Here is a 16,668-nt window from a genome sequence, read left to right as displayed (position 1 = left end):
CCGATGCCAGTACAGGCATCGGATTTTGATTTCTTGCGGCCAAAGGTCAAGCGAGAGGGCTTAACTGATCGGCATTACCCGCGAAGGCCGTTTTTCATTTACCGCAAAGGATTAGCCACCGAGGTACGCGTCTCGCACTTTCGGGTCGGTCAGCAACGCTTCACCGGTGCCTGTCATCACCACTCGGCCGTTCTCCAGAACGTAGGCTCGGTCAGCGATCTTCAGCGCCTGGTTGGCGTTCTGCTCGACCAGGAACACTGTCACGCCGTCCTTGCGCAGCTGTTCGATGATGTCGAAGATCTGCTGGATGATGATCGGTGCCAGACCCAGCGATGGCTCATCGAGCAGCAACAGCTTGGGCTTGCTCATCAGTGCACGGCCGATGGCGAGCATTTGCTGTTCGCCGCCGGACATGGTGCCGCCGCGCTGGTTGAAGCGTTCTTTCAGGCGTGGGAAAAGTCCGAGAACCTTGTCCATCTGTTCCTGATAGTCGCCCTTGGCGGTGAAGAAACCACCCATGGACAGGTTTTCTTCAACGGTCAGGCGGGAAAATACCCGACGACCTTCCGGCACGACAGCGATGCTCTTGCGCATGATCTGCGAAGAGTCCTGGCCGACCAGTTCCTCACCCATGTAGCGGATGCTACCGCTGTGGGCGCGCGGCGAACCGCAAAGCGTCATCAGCAGCGTGGACTTGCCAGCACCGTTGGCACCGATCAGGGTCACGATCTCGCCTTGGCGGACTTCGACGTTGACGTTGTGCAGGGCCTGGATCTTGCCGTAGAAGGTGGAAACGTTTTCGAACTGCAGCATTTACGCTTCCCCCAGGTAGGCTTTGATCACTTCAGGATTGTCGCGGATCTGTTCCGGCGTACCGTTGGCCAGGGGCGTGCCCTGGTTGATCACGACAATGTGATCGGAAATGCTCATGACCAGCTTCATGTCGTGTTCGATCAGCAGCACGGTGACGTTGTGCTCTTCACGCAGCATGCTGATCAGCGCCTTGAGGTCCTCGGTTTCCTTCGGGTTCAGGCCGGCAGCCGGTTCGTCGAGCATGAGGATCCGCGGGCGGGTCATCATGCAACGGGCGATTTCCAGACGACGTTGCTGACCGTAGGCCAAAGTGCCGGCCGGACGGTTGGCGAACTCCTTGAGATTGACCTTTTCCAGCCAGAATTCGGCGAAATCCATGGCCTCGCGCTCGCTTTTGCGAAACGACGGGGTCTTGAACAGGCCGGACAGGAAGTTGGTGTTCAGGTGACGATGCTGGGCGATCAAGAGGTTCTCGACCGCCGTCATGTCCTTGAACAACCGCACGTTCTGGAAGGTGCGCACCACGCCTTTGAGGGCAATCTTGTGGCCGGGCAGGCCTTCGATCGCTTCGCCGTCGAGCAGGATGCTGCCGCCGCTCGGCTTGTAGAAGCCGGTCAGGCAGTTGAACACGGTGGTCTTGCCGGCGCCGTTGGGGCCGATCAGCGCAACCACTTGTTTCTCTTTCACGCTCAAGGCTACGCCGTTGACCGCCAGCAAGCCGCCGAAGCGCATGCTCAGGTTTTCTACTTTAAGGATCTCGCGGCTCATTTGCGCAGCTCCATGTGAGGACGTTGCATGGGCAGCAGACCCTGAGGGCGCCAGATCATCATCAGTACCATCAAGGCACCGAACATCAACATGCGGTACTCACTGAACTCACGCATCATTTCCGGCAGCAGGATCATCACCACTGCAGCGAGGATCACACCCAGCTGCGAGCCCATGCCACCCAGCACCACGATGGCGAGGATGATCGCCGACTCGATGAAGGTGAAGGACTCTGGCGTCACCAGACCCTGACGGGCAGCGAAGAAGCTACCGGCGAAACCGGCGAAGCTCGCACCCAGGGTGAAGGCTGACAGTTTGATGACGGTCGGGTTCAAGCCCAGGGCACGGCAGGCGATTTCGTCTTCACGCAACGCTTCCCAGGCGCGGCCCAACGGCATGCGCAGCAAACGGTTGATGACAAACAGCGCAGCCAGTGCCAGGAACAGGGCAACCAGGTAAAGGAAGATCACCTTGTTGATCGAGTTGTATTGCAGGCCGAAATACTCGTGGAAGGTTTGCAGGCCTTCCGCGGCTTTACGTTCGAAGGTCAGACCGAAGAACGTTGGCTTCTCGATGTTGCTGATGCCGTTCGGACCACCAGTGATATCGGTCAGGTTACGCAGGAACAGACGAATGATCTCACCGAAGCCCAGGGTCACGATCGCCAGGTAGTCGCCACGCAGACGCAGTACCGGGAAACCGAGCAGGAAGCCGAAAGTGGCCGCCATCATCCCGGCGATCGGCAGGCAGATCCAGAAACTCAGGCCGTAGTAATGCGACAGCAGAGCATAACTGTAGGCGCCGACGGCATAGAAACCGACGTAACCGAGGTCGAGCAGACCGGCCAGGCCGACCACGATGTTCAGGCCGAGGCCGAGCATTACGTAGATCAGCACCAGCGTGGCGATATCGACCGCACCGCGAGAGCCGAAGAACGGCCATACCAGGGCACCGGCGATCAGCGCGATGATGATCCAGCGCTGTGTGGTCGGCAGGGTCAGGAAGTTGCTGGCCTTGGCCGGGATCAACGGCATGCTCGGCGAAGAGCGCCAGGCCGAGCTGATCTGCTGGTCGAACAGCACACGCAGGAACATCAGCACCGAGCACACCGCGATGGTGATCAGGGTGGCGTCGCTGGTGCCATGAACTTCGAGGTTGATGCCGACGATGGTCAGCTTCAGACCGAGTACCGGGTAGGCCACGGCCCACACCAGCAAAGCGCTGAACAGCGCCTGTTTAAGATTCCTAGTCATACCTTCTCAACCTCCGGACGGCCCAGCAGGCCGGTTGGCCGGAACAACAGCACGAGAACCAGCAGGCCGAACGCCACGACGTCCTTGTACTGGTCGCCGAAGATATCGGCACCAAAGGCTTCCGCCACACCCAGTACCAGCCCGCCGAGCATGGCGCCCGGAATACTGCCGATACCGCCCAGTACCGCGGCGGTGAAGGCCTTGAGGCCGACGAGGAACCCGGCGTTCGGGTTGATCACGCCGTATTGCATGCTCAACAGCACGGCGGCGATGGCTGCCAGAGCCGCACCGATGACGAAGGTCAGGGCGATGATGTTGTTGGTGTTGATACCCAGCAGGTTGGCCATCTTGATGTCTTCGGCGCAGGCACGGCAGGCGCGGCCCAGGCGAGAGCGGGAGATGAACAGGGTCAGGCCGAGCATGGCGACGAGAGTCACCACGAACACTACGATTTGCATGTAGGAAATCAGCACTTCATGTGCGCCACCTGGCCCAAAGGCAAAGTTGCCCGGAATCAGGTTGGGGATGGATTTGTCCTTGGAGTCTTGCGCCAGCAGAACCGTGTTCTGCAGGAAGATCGACATGCCGATGGCGGAGATCAGCGGGATCAGACGGTTGCTGCCGCGCAAGGGGCGGTAGGCGATCCGTTCGATGCTGTAGCCGTAGGCACTGGTTACAACGATGGTTGCGAGAAAAGCGGCGGTCATCAACAGCGGCACGCTGTCGAGTCCCAGCATGGCCAGCCCGGCGATGGCGATGAACGCCACGTAGGAGCCGATCATGTACACCTCGCCGTGGGCGAAGTTGATCATTCCAATGATGCCGTAGACCATCGTATAGCCGATGGCGATCAGGGCATACGTGCTGCCAATGGTCAGGCCATTAACCAGCTGTTGGAAGAAGTGATAGATGTCAGGCATTACAGCGCTCCTAAAAACCTGATACGCATTTCACTGGTGGAGTCATTTTCCCGCCCGAGCCCCGTGGATCTGCATCCACTTCGAATTCGGGGTTTGCCAGCGAACCGCTGATGACGGTTTTGAGATTTTCAGGTGGGGAGACTGGCGGATCACGCCAGCGCGGCCCAGATACGTTCGTAAAACAAAGCCCACGGCACGCCGTGGGCTTTATTGGCAGTCAGTCTGGCAACGCCTTACTGAGGCTTGGCTTCAGTTTTTGGTTTGCCGAAGTGCCACTCGTAAACCACGAATTTGAAGTCTTTCAGGTCGCCTTTCTCGTCGAAGCTCAGGTCGCCGGTAGGCGTCTTGAAGGTGCCGGCGTGGATGGCTTCAGCCACTTTGGCGGAGTCTTCGGACTTGGCAGCCTTGATGCCGTCGGCGATCACGGTCACAGCCGAGTAGGCCGGGAACACGAACGGACCGCTTGGGTCTTCTTTCTTGGCTTTGAACGCATCAGCCAGGGCAACGTTGGCCGGATCCTGGTCGAAGGATTTCGGCAGGGTCACCAGCAGGCCTTCGGAAGCGTCCTTGGCGATCTGCGAAATGGAGTCGTTACCCACGCCTTCCGGACCCATGAACTTGGCTTTCAGGCCTTTTTCCGCAGACTGACGCAGGATCAGGCCCAGCTCCGGGTGGTAGCCGCCGTAGTAGACGAAGTCGACGTTGGCTTGCTTGAGCTTGGCGATCATCGAGGAGAAGTCTTTGTCGCCGGCGTTGACGCCTTCGAACACGGCAACCTTGACGCCTTTGCCTTCCAGGGTTTTCTTCACGGCAGAGGCGATGCCTTCACCGTATTGCTGTTTGTCGTGCAGAACAGCAACGATTTTCGGTTTTACGAAGTCGGCAATGTAGTTACCGGCGGCAGGGCCCTGGGCGCTGTCCAGACCGATGGTGCGGAACACCATTTTGTAACCACGGGCGGTGATGTCCGGGCTGGTGGCAGCCGGGGTGATCATGATCACGCCTTCGTCTTCGTAGATGTCCGAAGCCGGTTGAGTGGAGCTGGAGCACAGGTGACCGACTACGAACTTGACACCGTCGTTGACGACCTTGTTCGCGACTGCCACAGCTTGTTTCGGATCACACGCGTCATCGTATTCAACGGCTTCGAGTTTCTTGCCGTCCACGCCGCCCTTGGCGTTGATTTGCTCGATGGCCATTTTGGCGCCACTGAACTGCATGTCGCCGTATTGGGCTACAGGGCCGGTCTTAGGGCCGGCGATGCCGATCTTGATGGTGTCAGCTGCGAACGAATGGCTGGCAACCCCGGCCAGAACCATAGCGGCAAACAGTTTGGAAATCTGCTTAGTAGCCTTAGTCATAGTGCTCCACTCTTACTGTTGTAGTTTTTATAGTCCTGGCGCCGAAAGCAGCAGAACCGGGTCAGATATCTGCGACATTCCCCGGAAAAGTCCCTCGGCAACTGTACCGGTACAGTGTAGAGCGCCGATTGTCAGCCTGGGAAGGCAGCGCCGGGGGACAAAACCTGCAAGTGTCGCTTTATTGAAAGTAAAAGACAGAATTGCGGCGGGGTGTTGAGGGGCTTATAGCCGTATTCAGTGCATTCCCTGGCTTTCCTGCGCTTTTCATTTCGGTCACTCAATTGCATCCGGGTTTTTCTGCCCGTCCACCGACGTTATCATTCGCGTCGATTTCTTTTCCGGACAGTCCCATGAATCAAGAACCTAGCACCCTCTATGCCAAGCTGCTTGGTGAAACCGCATCTATTACCTGGAAAGAGCTGGAGCCGTTCTTCGCCAAGGGTGCCCTATTGTGGGTCGATCCTGGCCTGGATCTGATCGCCGCCGCCGAGGCCGTGGCCCAGGATGAAGGGGAGAAAGTGGCTGCCTGGCTGGCCGCCGACAAGCTCGGCAAGCTGTCTGAAACGCGGGCGCTGGATCTTTTTGAACGTGATCCACAGCTGTGGGCCGTGGTTGTTTCACCGTGGATTCTGATCCAGGAAAGGGCGCAGGCTTAAAAGGTCGCACCTTATTGGTGCGTTCATTTCTGAGGGAAAAGTGTGTAGCCGAGTAGCGTGATGGCATGTTGCCGTAGAGAAAGGCCACAGCCTCACGGTGACGTAAACGTAACGGGAACAGTTGGAAGGGCAACTGAACGTCTGCTCAATTGTTTCTGGATGTTGATTTGCAGTAATTCAAGGCCGCCATCGCGAGCAAGCTCGCTCCCACAGGGATCGCATTCTTCCAGACAGAACGCGGTCAACTGTGGGAGCGAGCTTGCTCGCGATAGGGGCGGTGAGTTTTCGCGTCTTGTTAAGCCGTCTTACCCGTATGGTTATTCAACGAAATAACCTTGGTCTTGCCGATGCGGTGACGGTAGATCTCGCGCAGGTACTTGATCGATTTCTTCACGCAATCCCGGGACAGACGGATGTCGTTGATCGAGACGAACTTGTCCTTGTCGTTGATCAGCTCACGGTACTTCTTCTCGTACATCGGCTTGATCGCGTACCAGTTGGTATCGAGGATCTTCGCCGGGTTCTCGAATTCGTTGAGTAGTTCGTCAATCCGGTCTTCATCGAACTGTTCGTTGATGATGAAGTCCAGGATCGAGTTGTCCAGGGTCTCGTCGAAGCGGTATGGGTTTTTCGCGAAGCAGCGTTTGATGAAGGCCACGATCAGCGTCAGGAAATCGTCCGACAGGCACGGGCTCTTGGCGATCAGGGTGGTCAGCGACAGGTTGGCCGAAGCACCGATCACCAGCGCGTAGCGCTTGAGCGTGGTGTTGGGGAACAGGCTGTTGAGATGAGTCTTCAACCGGTTCAAATCCATGTAGGACAGCTTGTAGTCCTTCGGCAACGAAACGATCGATACCACCGACGAGCAATTCTTGAAAAAGTGCAGGTCATGCAGGGCCGCCGCGTCGTAACCCGAGTTCTTGTATTGCTCGAGTGACGCGCGATAGCGCTTGGACTCGATCGGCAACAGGCTGATGCCCTCGATGGCCTGGGTGACCTTGTTGAAGTGCGGCAGGTCGATCGAGCGAAAGAACAGGTCGTCGATGTTCAGGCGTTGCGGCTCTTTCTCGAACACCTTGAATTTGTCGCTGCTCGGCGCCGGGGTTTCCGGCACCACGGACTCTGCATAGGCAATCGCCACCGGGCCGGCCAGGCTCATGAACAGGTCGTTGGCGTCCAGGCGGATGGTTTCGCCGATGTCGATGCCAGCACGACGGAAATAGTTCTGGTCGTAGTCGGTGGTCACCGCCTGGGCCGTCAGAATGTTGAAGATTTGCTGCGAGATGTATTGGTTGGCATGCTTTTCCATGGCATTGACATCAATGTTCTGGATATTGCCGTCATCGTTCTCTTCGGCGTAACGCATGATGTCGTTGGAGATCAGCATCATCGCGTTCCATGGGCGAATGCGGCCCATGACGCTGGCTTCGCTGCTGTCTTCGTTGGCGAAGTTGTAGGAGAAGTCCCACTCTTCCGACAGGTATTTGCACAACAGGCGACCGGCGTTGATGTGCAGCGCCTCGGACATCTCACTGCGGTGATCTGAAATGTTCGGCAGTACACAGATGCCGCTGGTGAAAATCGGTTCGAAGACGAAGGAGTGGCCGCTCTTGCTGTCGTGCTCGTCCATCGGCTTGGTGTCGAACGTCTTGTTCATGTACGAGTGCTGCTGCGCCAGGCCGAACTCCGAGGCCATGCCCGAGCCGGTACCGCCGCCGGCACTGAAGATCGAGAAATACAGGCGCGACTGGTTGGCCTTGATGCCGCAGCTGTCGATCAGGTACGAGTGAATCATTTTCCAGTCGGGGCTGGAGAAGCGCTGGGTGTCCTTGTTCAGGATGATCTTGGCCAGGTACTGGCCGAGGATCGGCGCGTTACCGGCGCCACCGGCGTGGACTTCCGACAGGTCCATGATCTTCATCTTGCTGTAGTCGCGCAGAAAGCCGCTTTTTTCACCCTTGCGCGAGAAACGGATGCGCCCGGCGATGTCCTTGTCCAGGTCGCCGAGCATTACCAGCGGCTCGACCAGGAACACCGGCTTGGTGTTTTTGTTCTGGCCCAGGCGCAGGTTGTTGCGGATCCACTGGGCCGGGCTGTAACCCTTTTCGGCAAAGCGCTTGTCCGGCGACAGGCGATCTTCGTTATTGAATTCATTGAGGTAGAACTTGCGGGCGTTGTACACCAGTTCCGCCACGTCCAGCGCAATGTTCGAGCCACAGCGGCCCAGGCCGATCAGGCACACCGACGGGAATTCCTGATCGCTGTGCTGTTCGCTGTCGCCTTCCAGGTGCGGTGCGCGCGGGAACACCATGTCGCGCAGGCCGTCGAGGTTGTCGAGGATGCGGTCGGTGTTGGTTTCGGTGAAGTACAGGTATTGCTGGGTCGCCAACGGACGCGATTGAATCAATGGCTTAGGTGATGACGGGCTGTTGGCCGCGGGGCTCAACGTCAGATCGGTTACCGCAGTGGCAGGGTTGTTTTTAGAAGTCATAGTTCGCCATCTACCTGGGCTGATTGGTTGGCCGACTCACTGTCGTCGAACCGTCACGGAATACAATCGCGTCTTTTTTCAGCGCGTACTTGGACCATGCCTTGGTCTTTAGCCTGAGCATTGCTCGGAGTGAATCCTTTCCTGAGTCATGATGAATCGGCCAATATTCGGTGATCTTTAATCAAGAAGAGGCAAAATGATGTCAACGCTACCTTCGCTTGGGTTTGCCGGGATCGGCCTGATGGGGCTGCCGATGTGCCGGCGCCTGCTGGCCGCGGGTTATCCGTTGGCGGTATGGAATCGCAACACGGATAAGTGCAAGCCGCTGGTGGAGGCCGGCGCGCGCCAGGTCGCCAGCCCGGCTGAGCTGTGCCAGCACGCTGACGTGGTGATGCTGTGCCTGGCGGATACCTCGGTTGTACGCGAGGTGGTGTTTGGTCCGGCAGGTGTTGTGGAGGGCGCCAAAGAAGGCCAACTGCTGGTGGATTTCTCCAGCCTGGAGCCCAATGCTACGCGGGAAATGGCCGCAGAACTTGCCGCTAAAACCGGCATGAGCTGGCTCGATACGCCGGTGTCCGGTGGCGTGGTTGGTGCCGAGGCTGGAAGCCTGGCGATCATGGTCGGCGGTGAACTACAGGATCTGGAGCGGGTCCGGCCTGTCCTGTTGAGCCTGGGGCAGCGTGTGACGCATATGGGCGGCGTCGGGGCAGGGCAGGTGACCAAGGTGTGCAATCAGATGATCGTCGCCTGCAATGCATTGGTGATTGCCGAAGTGGTCGCGTTGGCGGAGCGTTCCGGGGTTGATGTCTGCCTGATCGCCGAAGCGCTGGCCGGCGGCTTTGCCGATTCGAAACCCTTGCAGATCCTGGCTCCGCAGATGGCGCAAAATCGATTCGAGCCAGTCAAGTGGCACGTACGGACGTTACTCAAGGATTTGGATACAGCAGTGAAGTTTTCCCGTGAACAAGGCTCGGCGACACCGATCAGCGGTCTGGCCGCGCAGTTGATGCGCCTGCATGGGAGTCAGGGGTTTCTTGAAAAGGACCCGTCTACATTAGTGCAGTTGTACCGTGAACCAGGCTCAGCGTCGTGACGGTGTAGGCGTGCTTGCGCTGGTTGATTTCGTTCAGCACCGGATGCAGTTCGGCCAGTGGCACCGGCCGACTCAGCAGATAGCCCTGAACGAAGTCACAGCCATGGTCTTCCAGGAACTGGTATTGCTCGAAGGTTTCGACCCCTTCGGTGACCACTTGCAGGTGCAGGGTATGGGCCATGACGATAATCGCCTGGACGATTTCCATATCCTGGGTCGCCTTGGGAATGTCCTGGATGAACGAGCGGTCGATTTTCAGCGTGTTGAGCGGCAAGCGCTTGAGGTAGGCCAGGGATGAATAGCCGGTGCCGAAGTCATCGATCGACAGCGAAACGCCAAGGGCGCGTATCTGGCGCAGCAGCACCAGGGTGTCGGCGATATTGCCCATCAAGGCGTTTTCGGTGACCTCCAGTTCCAGACGGTGGGGCTCCACACCGGAGGCCCGCAATGCGTACTCGATTTCATCGGCCAGTTCTTCGCGCGCCAGGTTCAGGGGCGAGCAGTTCACGGCGATCTTCAGGTCTTCACAGCCTTGGCGCGACAACTCGCCCAGATCCTCGCAGGCCTTGCGCAGTACCCAGTTGTCCAGCTCGGCGATCAGGCCATTGGTTTCGGCGATGGCGATAAAACGATCCGGTACGAGGAAACCGTGGACCGGGTGTTGCCAGCGGATCAAGGCTTCGAGCTTGCTCACCTGACCGGTTTTGAGGTCATAGATCGGCTGATAATAAAGCATCAGGCCGATGTCTTCACGCAGAGCGTGGCGCAACTCTTCTTCCAGTTGCAGTTCGAGTGTGGCTCGGGTTTTCAGGTCGGCACTGAAAAAACTCAGCCCGTTCCGGCCGCCGCCCTTGGACTGATACAGCGCCAGATCGGCGTTTTTCAACAGTTCCTCGCAGGTCTTGCCGTCTTCCGGAAACAGGCTGATGCCGATGCTGGTGGTCATGACCATGCGCTTGCCGGCCAACTCGATGGGTTCCTTCATTTTCAGCATGATGCGTTGGGCCATCTGCCGCGCTTCGTCACGATCACGCAGATCGATGAGCAGGCAGAACTCGTCGCCGCCGAAGCGAGCGACCACATCCTCATGACTGCGAACAGAGCTCTTGATGTGCCCGGCAAGCACTTTGAGCAGTTCGTCACCGGCATCGTGGCCAAGGCTGTCGTTGATCCGCTTGAAATGGTCGATGTCCAGGAACATGACCGCCAGCATCCCGCCTTTGTTGGTTTTCTCGATGAGTTTTTCAGCGAAGACCTGGTTGAACCCGCGGCGGTTGATCAGGCTGGTCAGCGCATCGTAGTGCGCCAGCTGTTGCAGTGACATACGCGCCTGGTCAAGTTGGCTTAGCAGTGAGTTGACCCGTTGCAGGTCGTGGTCCTTGTGTTGCAGCTTCTTGTCCGCCAGTGCCGCGCTGATGCTGCTGCCTATGATCAGCAGGGTGATGACTGTCACAGTCAGCGCCAGTTGCAGATGGCGGTGTTCGCCGGTTTGCGCTGGCAGGCTGTCGCTGGGCATCACCATGTTGAAGGCGGCCATGGCAGTGAGGTGCATACCAAGGATGCCTGCCCCGAGCACCAGGCTGGCGCCGAATTTGAAAAGCTGATGCAGCATGCCTGCACCATCGCGCAGATACCATGCCAGCAACAAGGCGGCCAGCGCGGCACCGATCGCGATCGCGATGGAAAGGGCGAACAGGCCCGGATGGTAATAGACCGAGGCATTGGAATGCATGGCTGTCATGCCCACGTAATGCATGGTCGCGATACCCAGGCCGATGCCGACCGATGACGTGAGGCACTGTCGAAAACTCAGTTCAGGAAGGCTGAGGGTATGCATCGCCAACCATGCGGCGAACAGCGCGATGGTTAGCGAGAACACCGTGACAGGCAGTTGGTAGTGAAGATCGATAGGCGCCTGGAATGCCAGCATCCCGACGAAATGCATGGCCCAGATGCCGCCGGCCAGGCATCCGCTGCCCACCCAGCGCCAGAGCGTTTGGGACGCGGATTTTTCAGCGTGAGCAACCCGTTCGGCCATGTCCAGTGTCGCGAAACCGCCGACACAGGCGACCAGATAAGCCAGTAGCACCAGAAACGGGTCATGTGTGCAATTAAGTACGACCTGCCCAGTCTCTGGTAGCTCGGTGATGAAATGCAAACCAAGCCACTCCATAGCATTCCCCATCGTTAAGCTTCAGGTCGGCGCAAGGAGCGTCGGCGAATGTCGTGGAGTATAGAGGGCGTGGATGGAGCACAAGCGGTAGTGGCACATTGATGCCAATTTTTTTGATATTAGCCTAATAGCGATTAGTGCTATGACTCAGGCGATTTGCTTCTCAGGCGTCTCGAACGCGGGTTGCAGGGCGGGCAAGCCGAAAGCTGCACGGGCCGCGTCGCAATCGGGATTTGCCAGGCCATCGACCCACGAAGCGTCGAACTCCCGACAGGTGCTGGAGCGTTTTTCGTAAATGGAGCACTGCACTGTACTGCCCACGTCTCCGACCAGGCTGGTACAGCGCACGGGTTTGCAGCCGGTTCCGAGCATCGCGACCCGACTGGGGCTGATCTGCTCGACAAGCTCATCGGGCACCGTCCCCCCGGACGAGGCGCATTCCCCCCAGAAAAATGACACGCGAAAATGAGAACAGCAGGCACCGCAATTCAGACACGGACTGGCTTCGGACATGGGCGATTATCTAAGGAGGAGTGGAGACACAGGGGGGAAACAAGGCCGCTATTCTAGGCTTCGCCAACGGCTTGGGAAGGGGGGCTGAAAGGTATTTTTCATCGTTCGGACGGACTGCGAAATACCCGTTCCACGAAGGCTCCTACAGGTTGCGTCCCATGGGTTGATATCAGCCTGGCGAATAATGAAAGACAGGCGCGGCCGGCCTGACTAGATTGCAAAGTCCGGGGACAGTGACGCCCCAAAAACAATAAAAGAGACGGACCCATGCAGAACTCGACCCAAGCGGCCAATGCCTGGCGCATTCTGTTCCTGTTGTTCCTGGCCAATCTGTTCAATTTTTTCGACCGCACCATCCCGGCTATCATCATCGAGCCCATTCGCATGGAATGGCACCTCAGTGATTTCCAGTTGGGGATCATCGGGACGGCATTCACCATCGTCTACGCCATTGCCGGCTTGCCGCTGGGGCGCATGGCCGATACCGGCTCGCGCAGCAAGCTGATGGGCTGGGGGCTGGCGGCATGGAGCGGGTTGACCGCCGTCAACGGCATGGTGGGCAGTTTCTGGAGCTTCCTGATCGTTCGCATGGGCATCGGCATCGGCGAGGCCAGTTACGCGCCAGCCGCCAACTCGCTGATCGGCGACTTGTTTCCGGCGCACCGTCGGGCGCGGGCCATGGGGATCTTCATGCTGGGGCTGCCCTTGGGGCTGTTGTTGGCGTTCTTCACCATTGGCGCGATGGTCAAGGCCTTCGATAGCTGGCGCGCACCGTTCTTTATCGCGGCGGTGCCCGGGCTGATCCTGGCGATTTTCATGTTTTTCATCAAGGAACCGAAGCGCGGCGCTGCCGAGAGCGTTCAGGTTTCGCAGGAAGAAATCGATCGGCCGATCCGTCGAGTATTGGCAGTGCCAACCTTCCTGTGGCTGGTGATGGCCGGCCTGTGTTTCAACTTCGCCACCTATGCTTGTAACTCGTTTCTGGTGCCGATGCTGCAACGCTACTTCCTCATGCCGTTGCAGGATGCCGCAGTGGCGACCGGGGTTATTGTCGGTGTGACCGGGCTGGTCGGCCTGACCCTCGGTGGTTGGATCGCGGACAAGATTCACCAGCGCATCGCCAACGGGCGGCTCTTGTTTGCTGCCTTCAGCCTGGTAATTTCGACGGTCTGCACCGCGTGGGCGCTGCATTCCGGGCGAATCGAGATCGGTGTGTTTGTCGCGGTATTCAGTATGGGCTGGCTGTTCGCCTACAACTTTTACACCTGCGTGTACACGGCGATTCAGGATGTGGTCGAGCCGCGGTTGCGGGCAACGGCGATGGCGCTGTTCTTTGCCGGGCTGTACCTGTTGGGCGGTGGCCTGGGGCCGGTGGTGGTCGGGGCCTTGTCGGATCACTTCGCCCACTCGGCGATGCTTGCGGCGGGCGCGGAGCAAATGACTGAAGCGTTTAAAGCAGTCGGCCTGCATGACGCGATGTACCTGATACCGGTGGCGTTGTTGCTCACCGTGGTATTTCTGTTCCTGGCTTCGCGGTGTTTTGTGAGGGACGCCAAGCGGATGAAGGACGGGTTGGTGGCGGTGGTTGAGCCTGATAGTTCTGCGGTGACTGCTTAACCGCTATCGCGAGCTTGCTCGCGATGAGGCCATCAGCAGCACTACTGAGTTTGAAGCAAACAAAAAAGGCCCGCATCGCTGCGGGCCTTCTTTTTATAGCGGTGGAGGAGGGTTGTTAACCCGCCACCAACACCCGAATCGCTTCCAGTCGCAGCGCAGCCTTGTCGAGCATGGCCAGGCCTTGCTCGCGTTGTTTGCGCAGGGCCACCAGTTCGCTGTCGCGCACGGTCGGATTGACCGCTTGCAAGGCGGTCAGGCGCGCCAGTTCTTCGTCGGTATCGGCGGCCAGACGACGTTGCGCCTCGGCGACACGTTCAGTGTGGCGCGGCAGAATCTTCGCTTCACCGGCGTTGATCCGTGGCGTCAGTTGGTCACGCTGGGCCTGGATGAACTTGTTGGCGCTGGCACGCGGCACGCTTTCGAGCTGGTCGTTCAATGTTTCGAACGACACGCGTGCCGACAGGTCGTTGCCGTTGGTATCGAGCAGGCAACGCAGGGCGGCCGGTGGCAGGTAGCGCCCCAGTTGCAGCGAGCGCGGGGCAACCACTTCGCTGACATAGAGCAGTTCGAGCAGCACGGTGCCAGGTTTCAGCGCCTTGTTCTTGATCAGTGCCACGGCAGTGTTGCCCATGGAGCCGGACAGCACCAGGTCCATGCCGCCCTGAACCATTGGGTGCTCCCAGGTGATGAACTGCATGTCTTCGCGAGACAGCGCCTGGTTACGGTCGTAGGTGATGGTCACGCCTTCGTCGTCGCCCAGCGGGAAGCTGGCATCGAGCATTTTTTCGCTCGGCTTGAGGATCAGCGCGTTTTCCGAATGGTCTTCGCTGTCGATGCCGAAGGCGTCGAACAGGGTTTCCATGTAGATCGGCAGGGCGAACTGATCGTCCTGTTCGAGGATGTCTTCAACCAGTGCATCACCTTCGCCAGCGCCACCGGAGTTGAGCTCCAGCAACCGGTCGCGGCCGGTGTGCAACTCGGCTTCCAGACGTTCACGCTCGGTGCGGGCTTCATCGATCAGCGCTTGCCACTCACCATCGTCGGCTTCTTCGAGCAGCGGCAGCAGGCGCGGGCCGAACTGGTGCTGCAAGGCGTTGCCGGTCGGGCAGGTGTTGAGGAACGCATTCAGCGCTTCGTGGTACCACTGGAACAGGCGCTGTTGCGGGCTGGTTTCCAGGTACGGCACGTGCAGTTCGATGATGTGCTTCTGACCGATCCGGTCCAGTCGACCGATGCGTTGTTCCAGCAGGTCCGGGTGGGACGGCAGGTCGAACAGCACCAGGTGATGGGAGAACTGGAAGTTGCGACCTTCACTGCCGATTTCCGAGCAAATCAGCACCTGCGCGCCAAATTCTTCGTCGGCGAAGTAGGCGGCGGCGCGGTCACGCTCGAGGATGTTCATGCCTTCGTGGAACACCGTGGCCGGGATCCCGGAGCGCACGCGCAGGGCGTCTTCCAGGTCCATGGCGGTTTCGGCGTGGGCGCAGATCACCAGCACTTTGGTGCGCTTGAGCATCTTCAGTTGATCGATCAGCCATTCAACGCGCGGGTCGAATTTCCACCAGCGTTCTTCTTCGCTGGCGTCCGGTTGGGCCTGGAAGCTGACTTCCGGGTACAGCTCGGCGTGATCGCCCAATGGCAGTTCGAGGTATTCGTCCGGGCACGGCAGCGGGTACGGGTGCAGCTTGCGCTCCGGGAAACCCTGCACGGCAGCGCGGGTGTTGCGGAACAGCACGCGGCCGGTGCCGTGGCGGTCGAGCAATTCACGCACCAGACGCGCGCTGGCTTCAGTGTCGCCATCGTTGACGGCGGCCAGCAGGGCTTCGCCTTCGTTGCCGAGGAAGCCGTGGATGGTCTTGTGGGCTTGCGGCGACAGGCGTCCCTTGTCCAGCAACTCCTGAACGGCTTCAGCCACCGGGCGATAGTTTTCGCTCTCGGCGCGGAAGGCTTGCAGGTCGTGGAAACGGTTCGGGTCGAGCAGACGCAGACGAGCGAAGTGGCTGTCCTGGCCCAGTTGTTCCGGGGTGGCGGTCAATAGCAGCACACCGGGAATGGTCTCGGCGAGTTGCTCGACCAGGGAATACTCAGGGCTGACCTGATCTTCGTGCCACACCAGGTGGTGAGCCTCGTCGACTACCAGCAAGTCCCAGCCCGCCGCGAACAGCGCGTCCTGGGCTTTCTCGTCGTCCACCAACCACTCAAGCGCGACCAGTGCGAGCTGGGTGTCTTCGAAGGGATTGCTGGCATCGCTTTCGATGAAGCGTTCTTCGTCGAACAGCGCGACCTGCAGGTTAAAGCGGCGGCGCATCTCGACCAGCCACTGGTGCTGCAGGTTTTCCGGAACCAGGATCAGCACGCGGTTGGCGCGGCCTGAGAGCAATTGGCGATGGATCACCAGGCCGGCTTCGATGGTTTTGCCCAGGCCCACTTCGTCGGCCAGCAGAACCCGCGGCGCGATACGGTCGGCGACTTCGCGGGCAATGTGCAATTGGTGCGCGATCGGTTGCGCACGCACGCCACCCAGGCCCCAAAGGGAGGACTGCAACTGGCGACTGGTGTGTTCCAGTGTGTGGTAACGCAGGGAGAACCAGGCCAGCGGGTCGATCTGACCGGCGAACAGACGGTCGCTGGCCAGGCGGAACTGGATGAAGTTCGACAGTTGGGTTTCCGGCAGGGTGACCACTTCGTTCTGCCCGTTGAGGCCGTGGTAAACCAGCAGGCCATCGACGTCGTCGACTTCGCGAACGGTCAGCTTCCAGCCTTCGAAGTGAGTGATGGAGTCACCGGGCGAAAACCGCACACGGGTGAGGGGCGCATTCCTTAGCGCGTACTGGCGAGTGTCGCCAGTGGCCGGATAGAGCACGGTCAACAAGCGGCCGTCCTGTGCCAGAACGGTGCCTAAACCCAGCTCGGCTTCGCTGTCACTGATCCAGCGTTGCCCCGGTTGATACTGCTGCGCCATGCTGCCTGACTCCCACCTGAAAAAGCCGGCTATCTTAACGGAATGAGG

12 protein-coding genes are annotated in these 16,668 nt (G+C 59.1%); 3 read left to right on the top strand and 9 right to left on the bottom strand.

Going from position 1 to position 16,668, the window contains the following annotated elements; all coding sequences use genetic code 11:
- Positions 1-111: 111 nt before the first annotated feature.
- The 5 genes from AC3WTM_RS19715 to AC3WTM_RS19695 all read right to left on the bottom strand — a co-directional run bounded on the left by AC3WTM_RS19715 (position 112) and on the right by AC3WTM_RS19695 (position 5,115).
- On the bottom strand, positions 112-813 hold the full coding sequence (locus AC3WTM_RS19715; protein ID WP_102672194.1) for an ABC transporter ATP-binding protein: 702 nt from the start codon (positions 811-813) through the stop codon (positions 112-114).
- Positions 814-1,581 carry a high-affinity branched-chain amino acid ABC transporter ATP-binding protein LivG gene (gene livG, locus AC3WTM_RS19710; RefSeq protein WP_057716103.1) on the bottom strand — a complete coding sequence of 256 codons (768 nt, stop codon included), beginning with the start codon at positions 1,579-1,581 and terminating at the stop codon, positions 814-816.
- A complete protein-coding gene (locus AC3WTM_RS19705; protein ID WP_102672193.1) occupies positions 1,578-2,834 on the bottom strand; it encodes a high-affinity branched-chain amino acid ABC transporter permease LivM in 1,257 nt (418 codons plus the stop codon). The genes livG and AC3WTM_RS19705 overlap by 4 nt, the downstream gene beginning before the upstream one ends.
- Positions 2,831-3,754 (bottom strand): high-affinity branched-chain amino acid ABC transporter permease LivH, encoded by a 924-nt coding sequence (livH, locus tag AC3WTM_RS19700; protein ID WP_007947264.1) that lies wholly within the window; start codon positions 3,752-3,754, stop codon positions 2,831-2,833. Before livH ends, AC3WTM_RS19705 begins: the two co-directional genes overlap by 4 nt.
- Positions 3,755-3,987: 233 nt before the next feature.
- On the bottom strand, positions 3,988-5,115 hold the full coding sequence (locus tag AC3WTM_RS19695; RefSeq protein WP_046816661.1) for a branched-chain amino acid ABC transporter substrate-binding protein: 1,128 nt from the start codon (positions 5,113-5,115) through the stop codon (positions 3,988-3,990).
- Positions 5,116-5,465: 350 nt separating this feature from the next.
- Between AC3WTM_RS19695 and AC3WTM_RS19690 the strand changes: the two genes are divergently transcribed.
- Positions 5,466-5,771 (top strand): DUF2288 domain-containing protein, encoded by a 306-nt coding sequence (locus AC3WTM_RS19690; protein ID WP_008052913.1) that lies wholly within the window; start codon positions 5,466-5,468, stop codon positions 5,769-5,771.
- 295 nt (positions 5,772-6,066) lie between these two features.
- Here the strand turns inward: AC3WTM_RS19690 and AC3WTM_RS19685 are convergent, their stop codons facing one another.
- The gene (locus tag AC3WTM_RS19685) at positions 6,067-8,262 is read right to left on the bottom strand and encodes a hypothetical protein (protein WP_057716101.1); all 2,196 of its coding nucleotides are present in this window, start codon (positions 8,260-8,262) and stop codon (positions 6,067-6,069) included.
- 196 nt (positions 8,263-8,458) lie between these two features.
- On the opposite strand from AC3WTM_RS19685, the gene AC3WTM_RS19680 reads away from it, so the two are divergent.
- Complete coding sequence (locus tag AC3WTM_RS19680; protein ID WP_102672192.1) at positions 8,459-9,355, top strand: NAD(P)-dependent oxidoreductase; 897 nt, start codon at positions 8,459-8,461, stop codon at positions 9,353-9,355.
- Here the strand turns inward: AC3WTM_RS19680 and AC3WTM_RS19675 are convergent.
- Both AC3WTM_RS19675 and AC3WTM_RS19670 read right to left on the bottom strand, forming a co-directional pair.
- The gene (locus AC3WTM_RS19675) at positions 9,312-11,528 is read right to left on the bottom strand and encodes a putative bifunctional diguanylate cyclase/phosphodiesterase (protein ID WP_306283497.1); all 2,217 of its coding nucleotides are present in this window, start codon (positions 11,526-11,528) and stop codon (positions 9,312-9,314) included. The two genes, AC3WTM_RS19680 and AC3WTM_RS19675, sit on opposite strands and share 44 nt — an antisense overlap.
- A 147-nt stretch (positions 11,529-11,675) precedes the next feature.
- Positions 11,676-12,041: a YkgJ family cysteine cluster protein gene (locus tag AC3WTM_RS19670; protein ID WP_102672190.1), complete on the bottom strand. Its 366-nt coding sequence runs from the start codon at positions 12,039-12,041 to the stop codon at positions 11,676-11,678.
- Between the two features lie 267 nt (positions 12,042-12,308).
- Here AC3WTM_RS19670 and AC3WTM_RS19665 point away from each other — a divergent pair, with 267 nt between their 5' ends.
- Positions 12,309-13,658: a spinster family MFS transporter gene (locus AC3WTM_RS19665; RefSeq protein ID WP_102672189.1), complete on the top strand. Its 1,350-nt coding sequence runs from the start codon at positions 12,309-12,311 to the stop codon at positions 13,656-13,658.
- A gap of 115 nt (positions 13,659-13,773) precedes the next feature.
- Here AC3WTM_RS19665 and rapA read toward each other — a convergent pair whose 3' ends face one another.
- Positions 13,774-16,620, bottom strand: a complete 2,847-nt coding sequence (gene rapA / locus AC3WTM_RS19660) for an RNA polymerase-associated protein RapA (protein WP_102672188.1) — start codon at positions 16,618-16,620, stop codon at positions 13,774-13,776.
- Between the last annotated feature and the right edge of the window lie 48 nt (positions 16,621-16,668).

The sequence above is a fragment of the Pseudomonas sp. EU05-FHT14B02 genome (assembly GCF_058791055.1).
The sequence above is the reverse complement of the archived record's forward strand: the minus strand, read 5'-3'. Positions and strand labels throughout refer to the sequence as shown.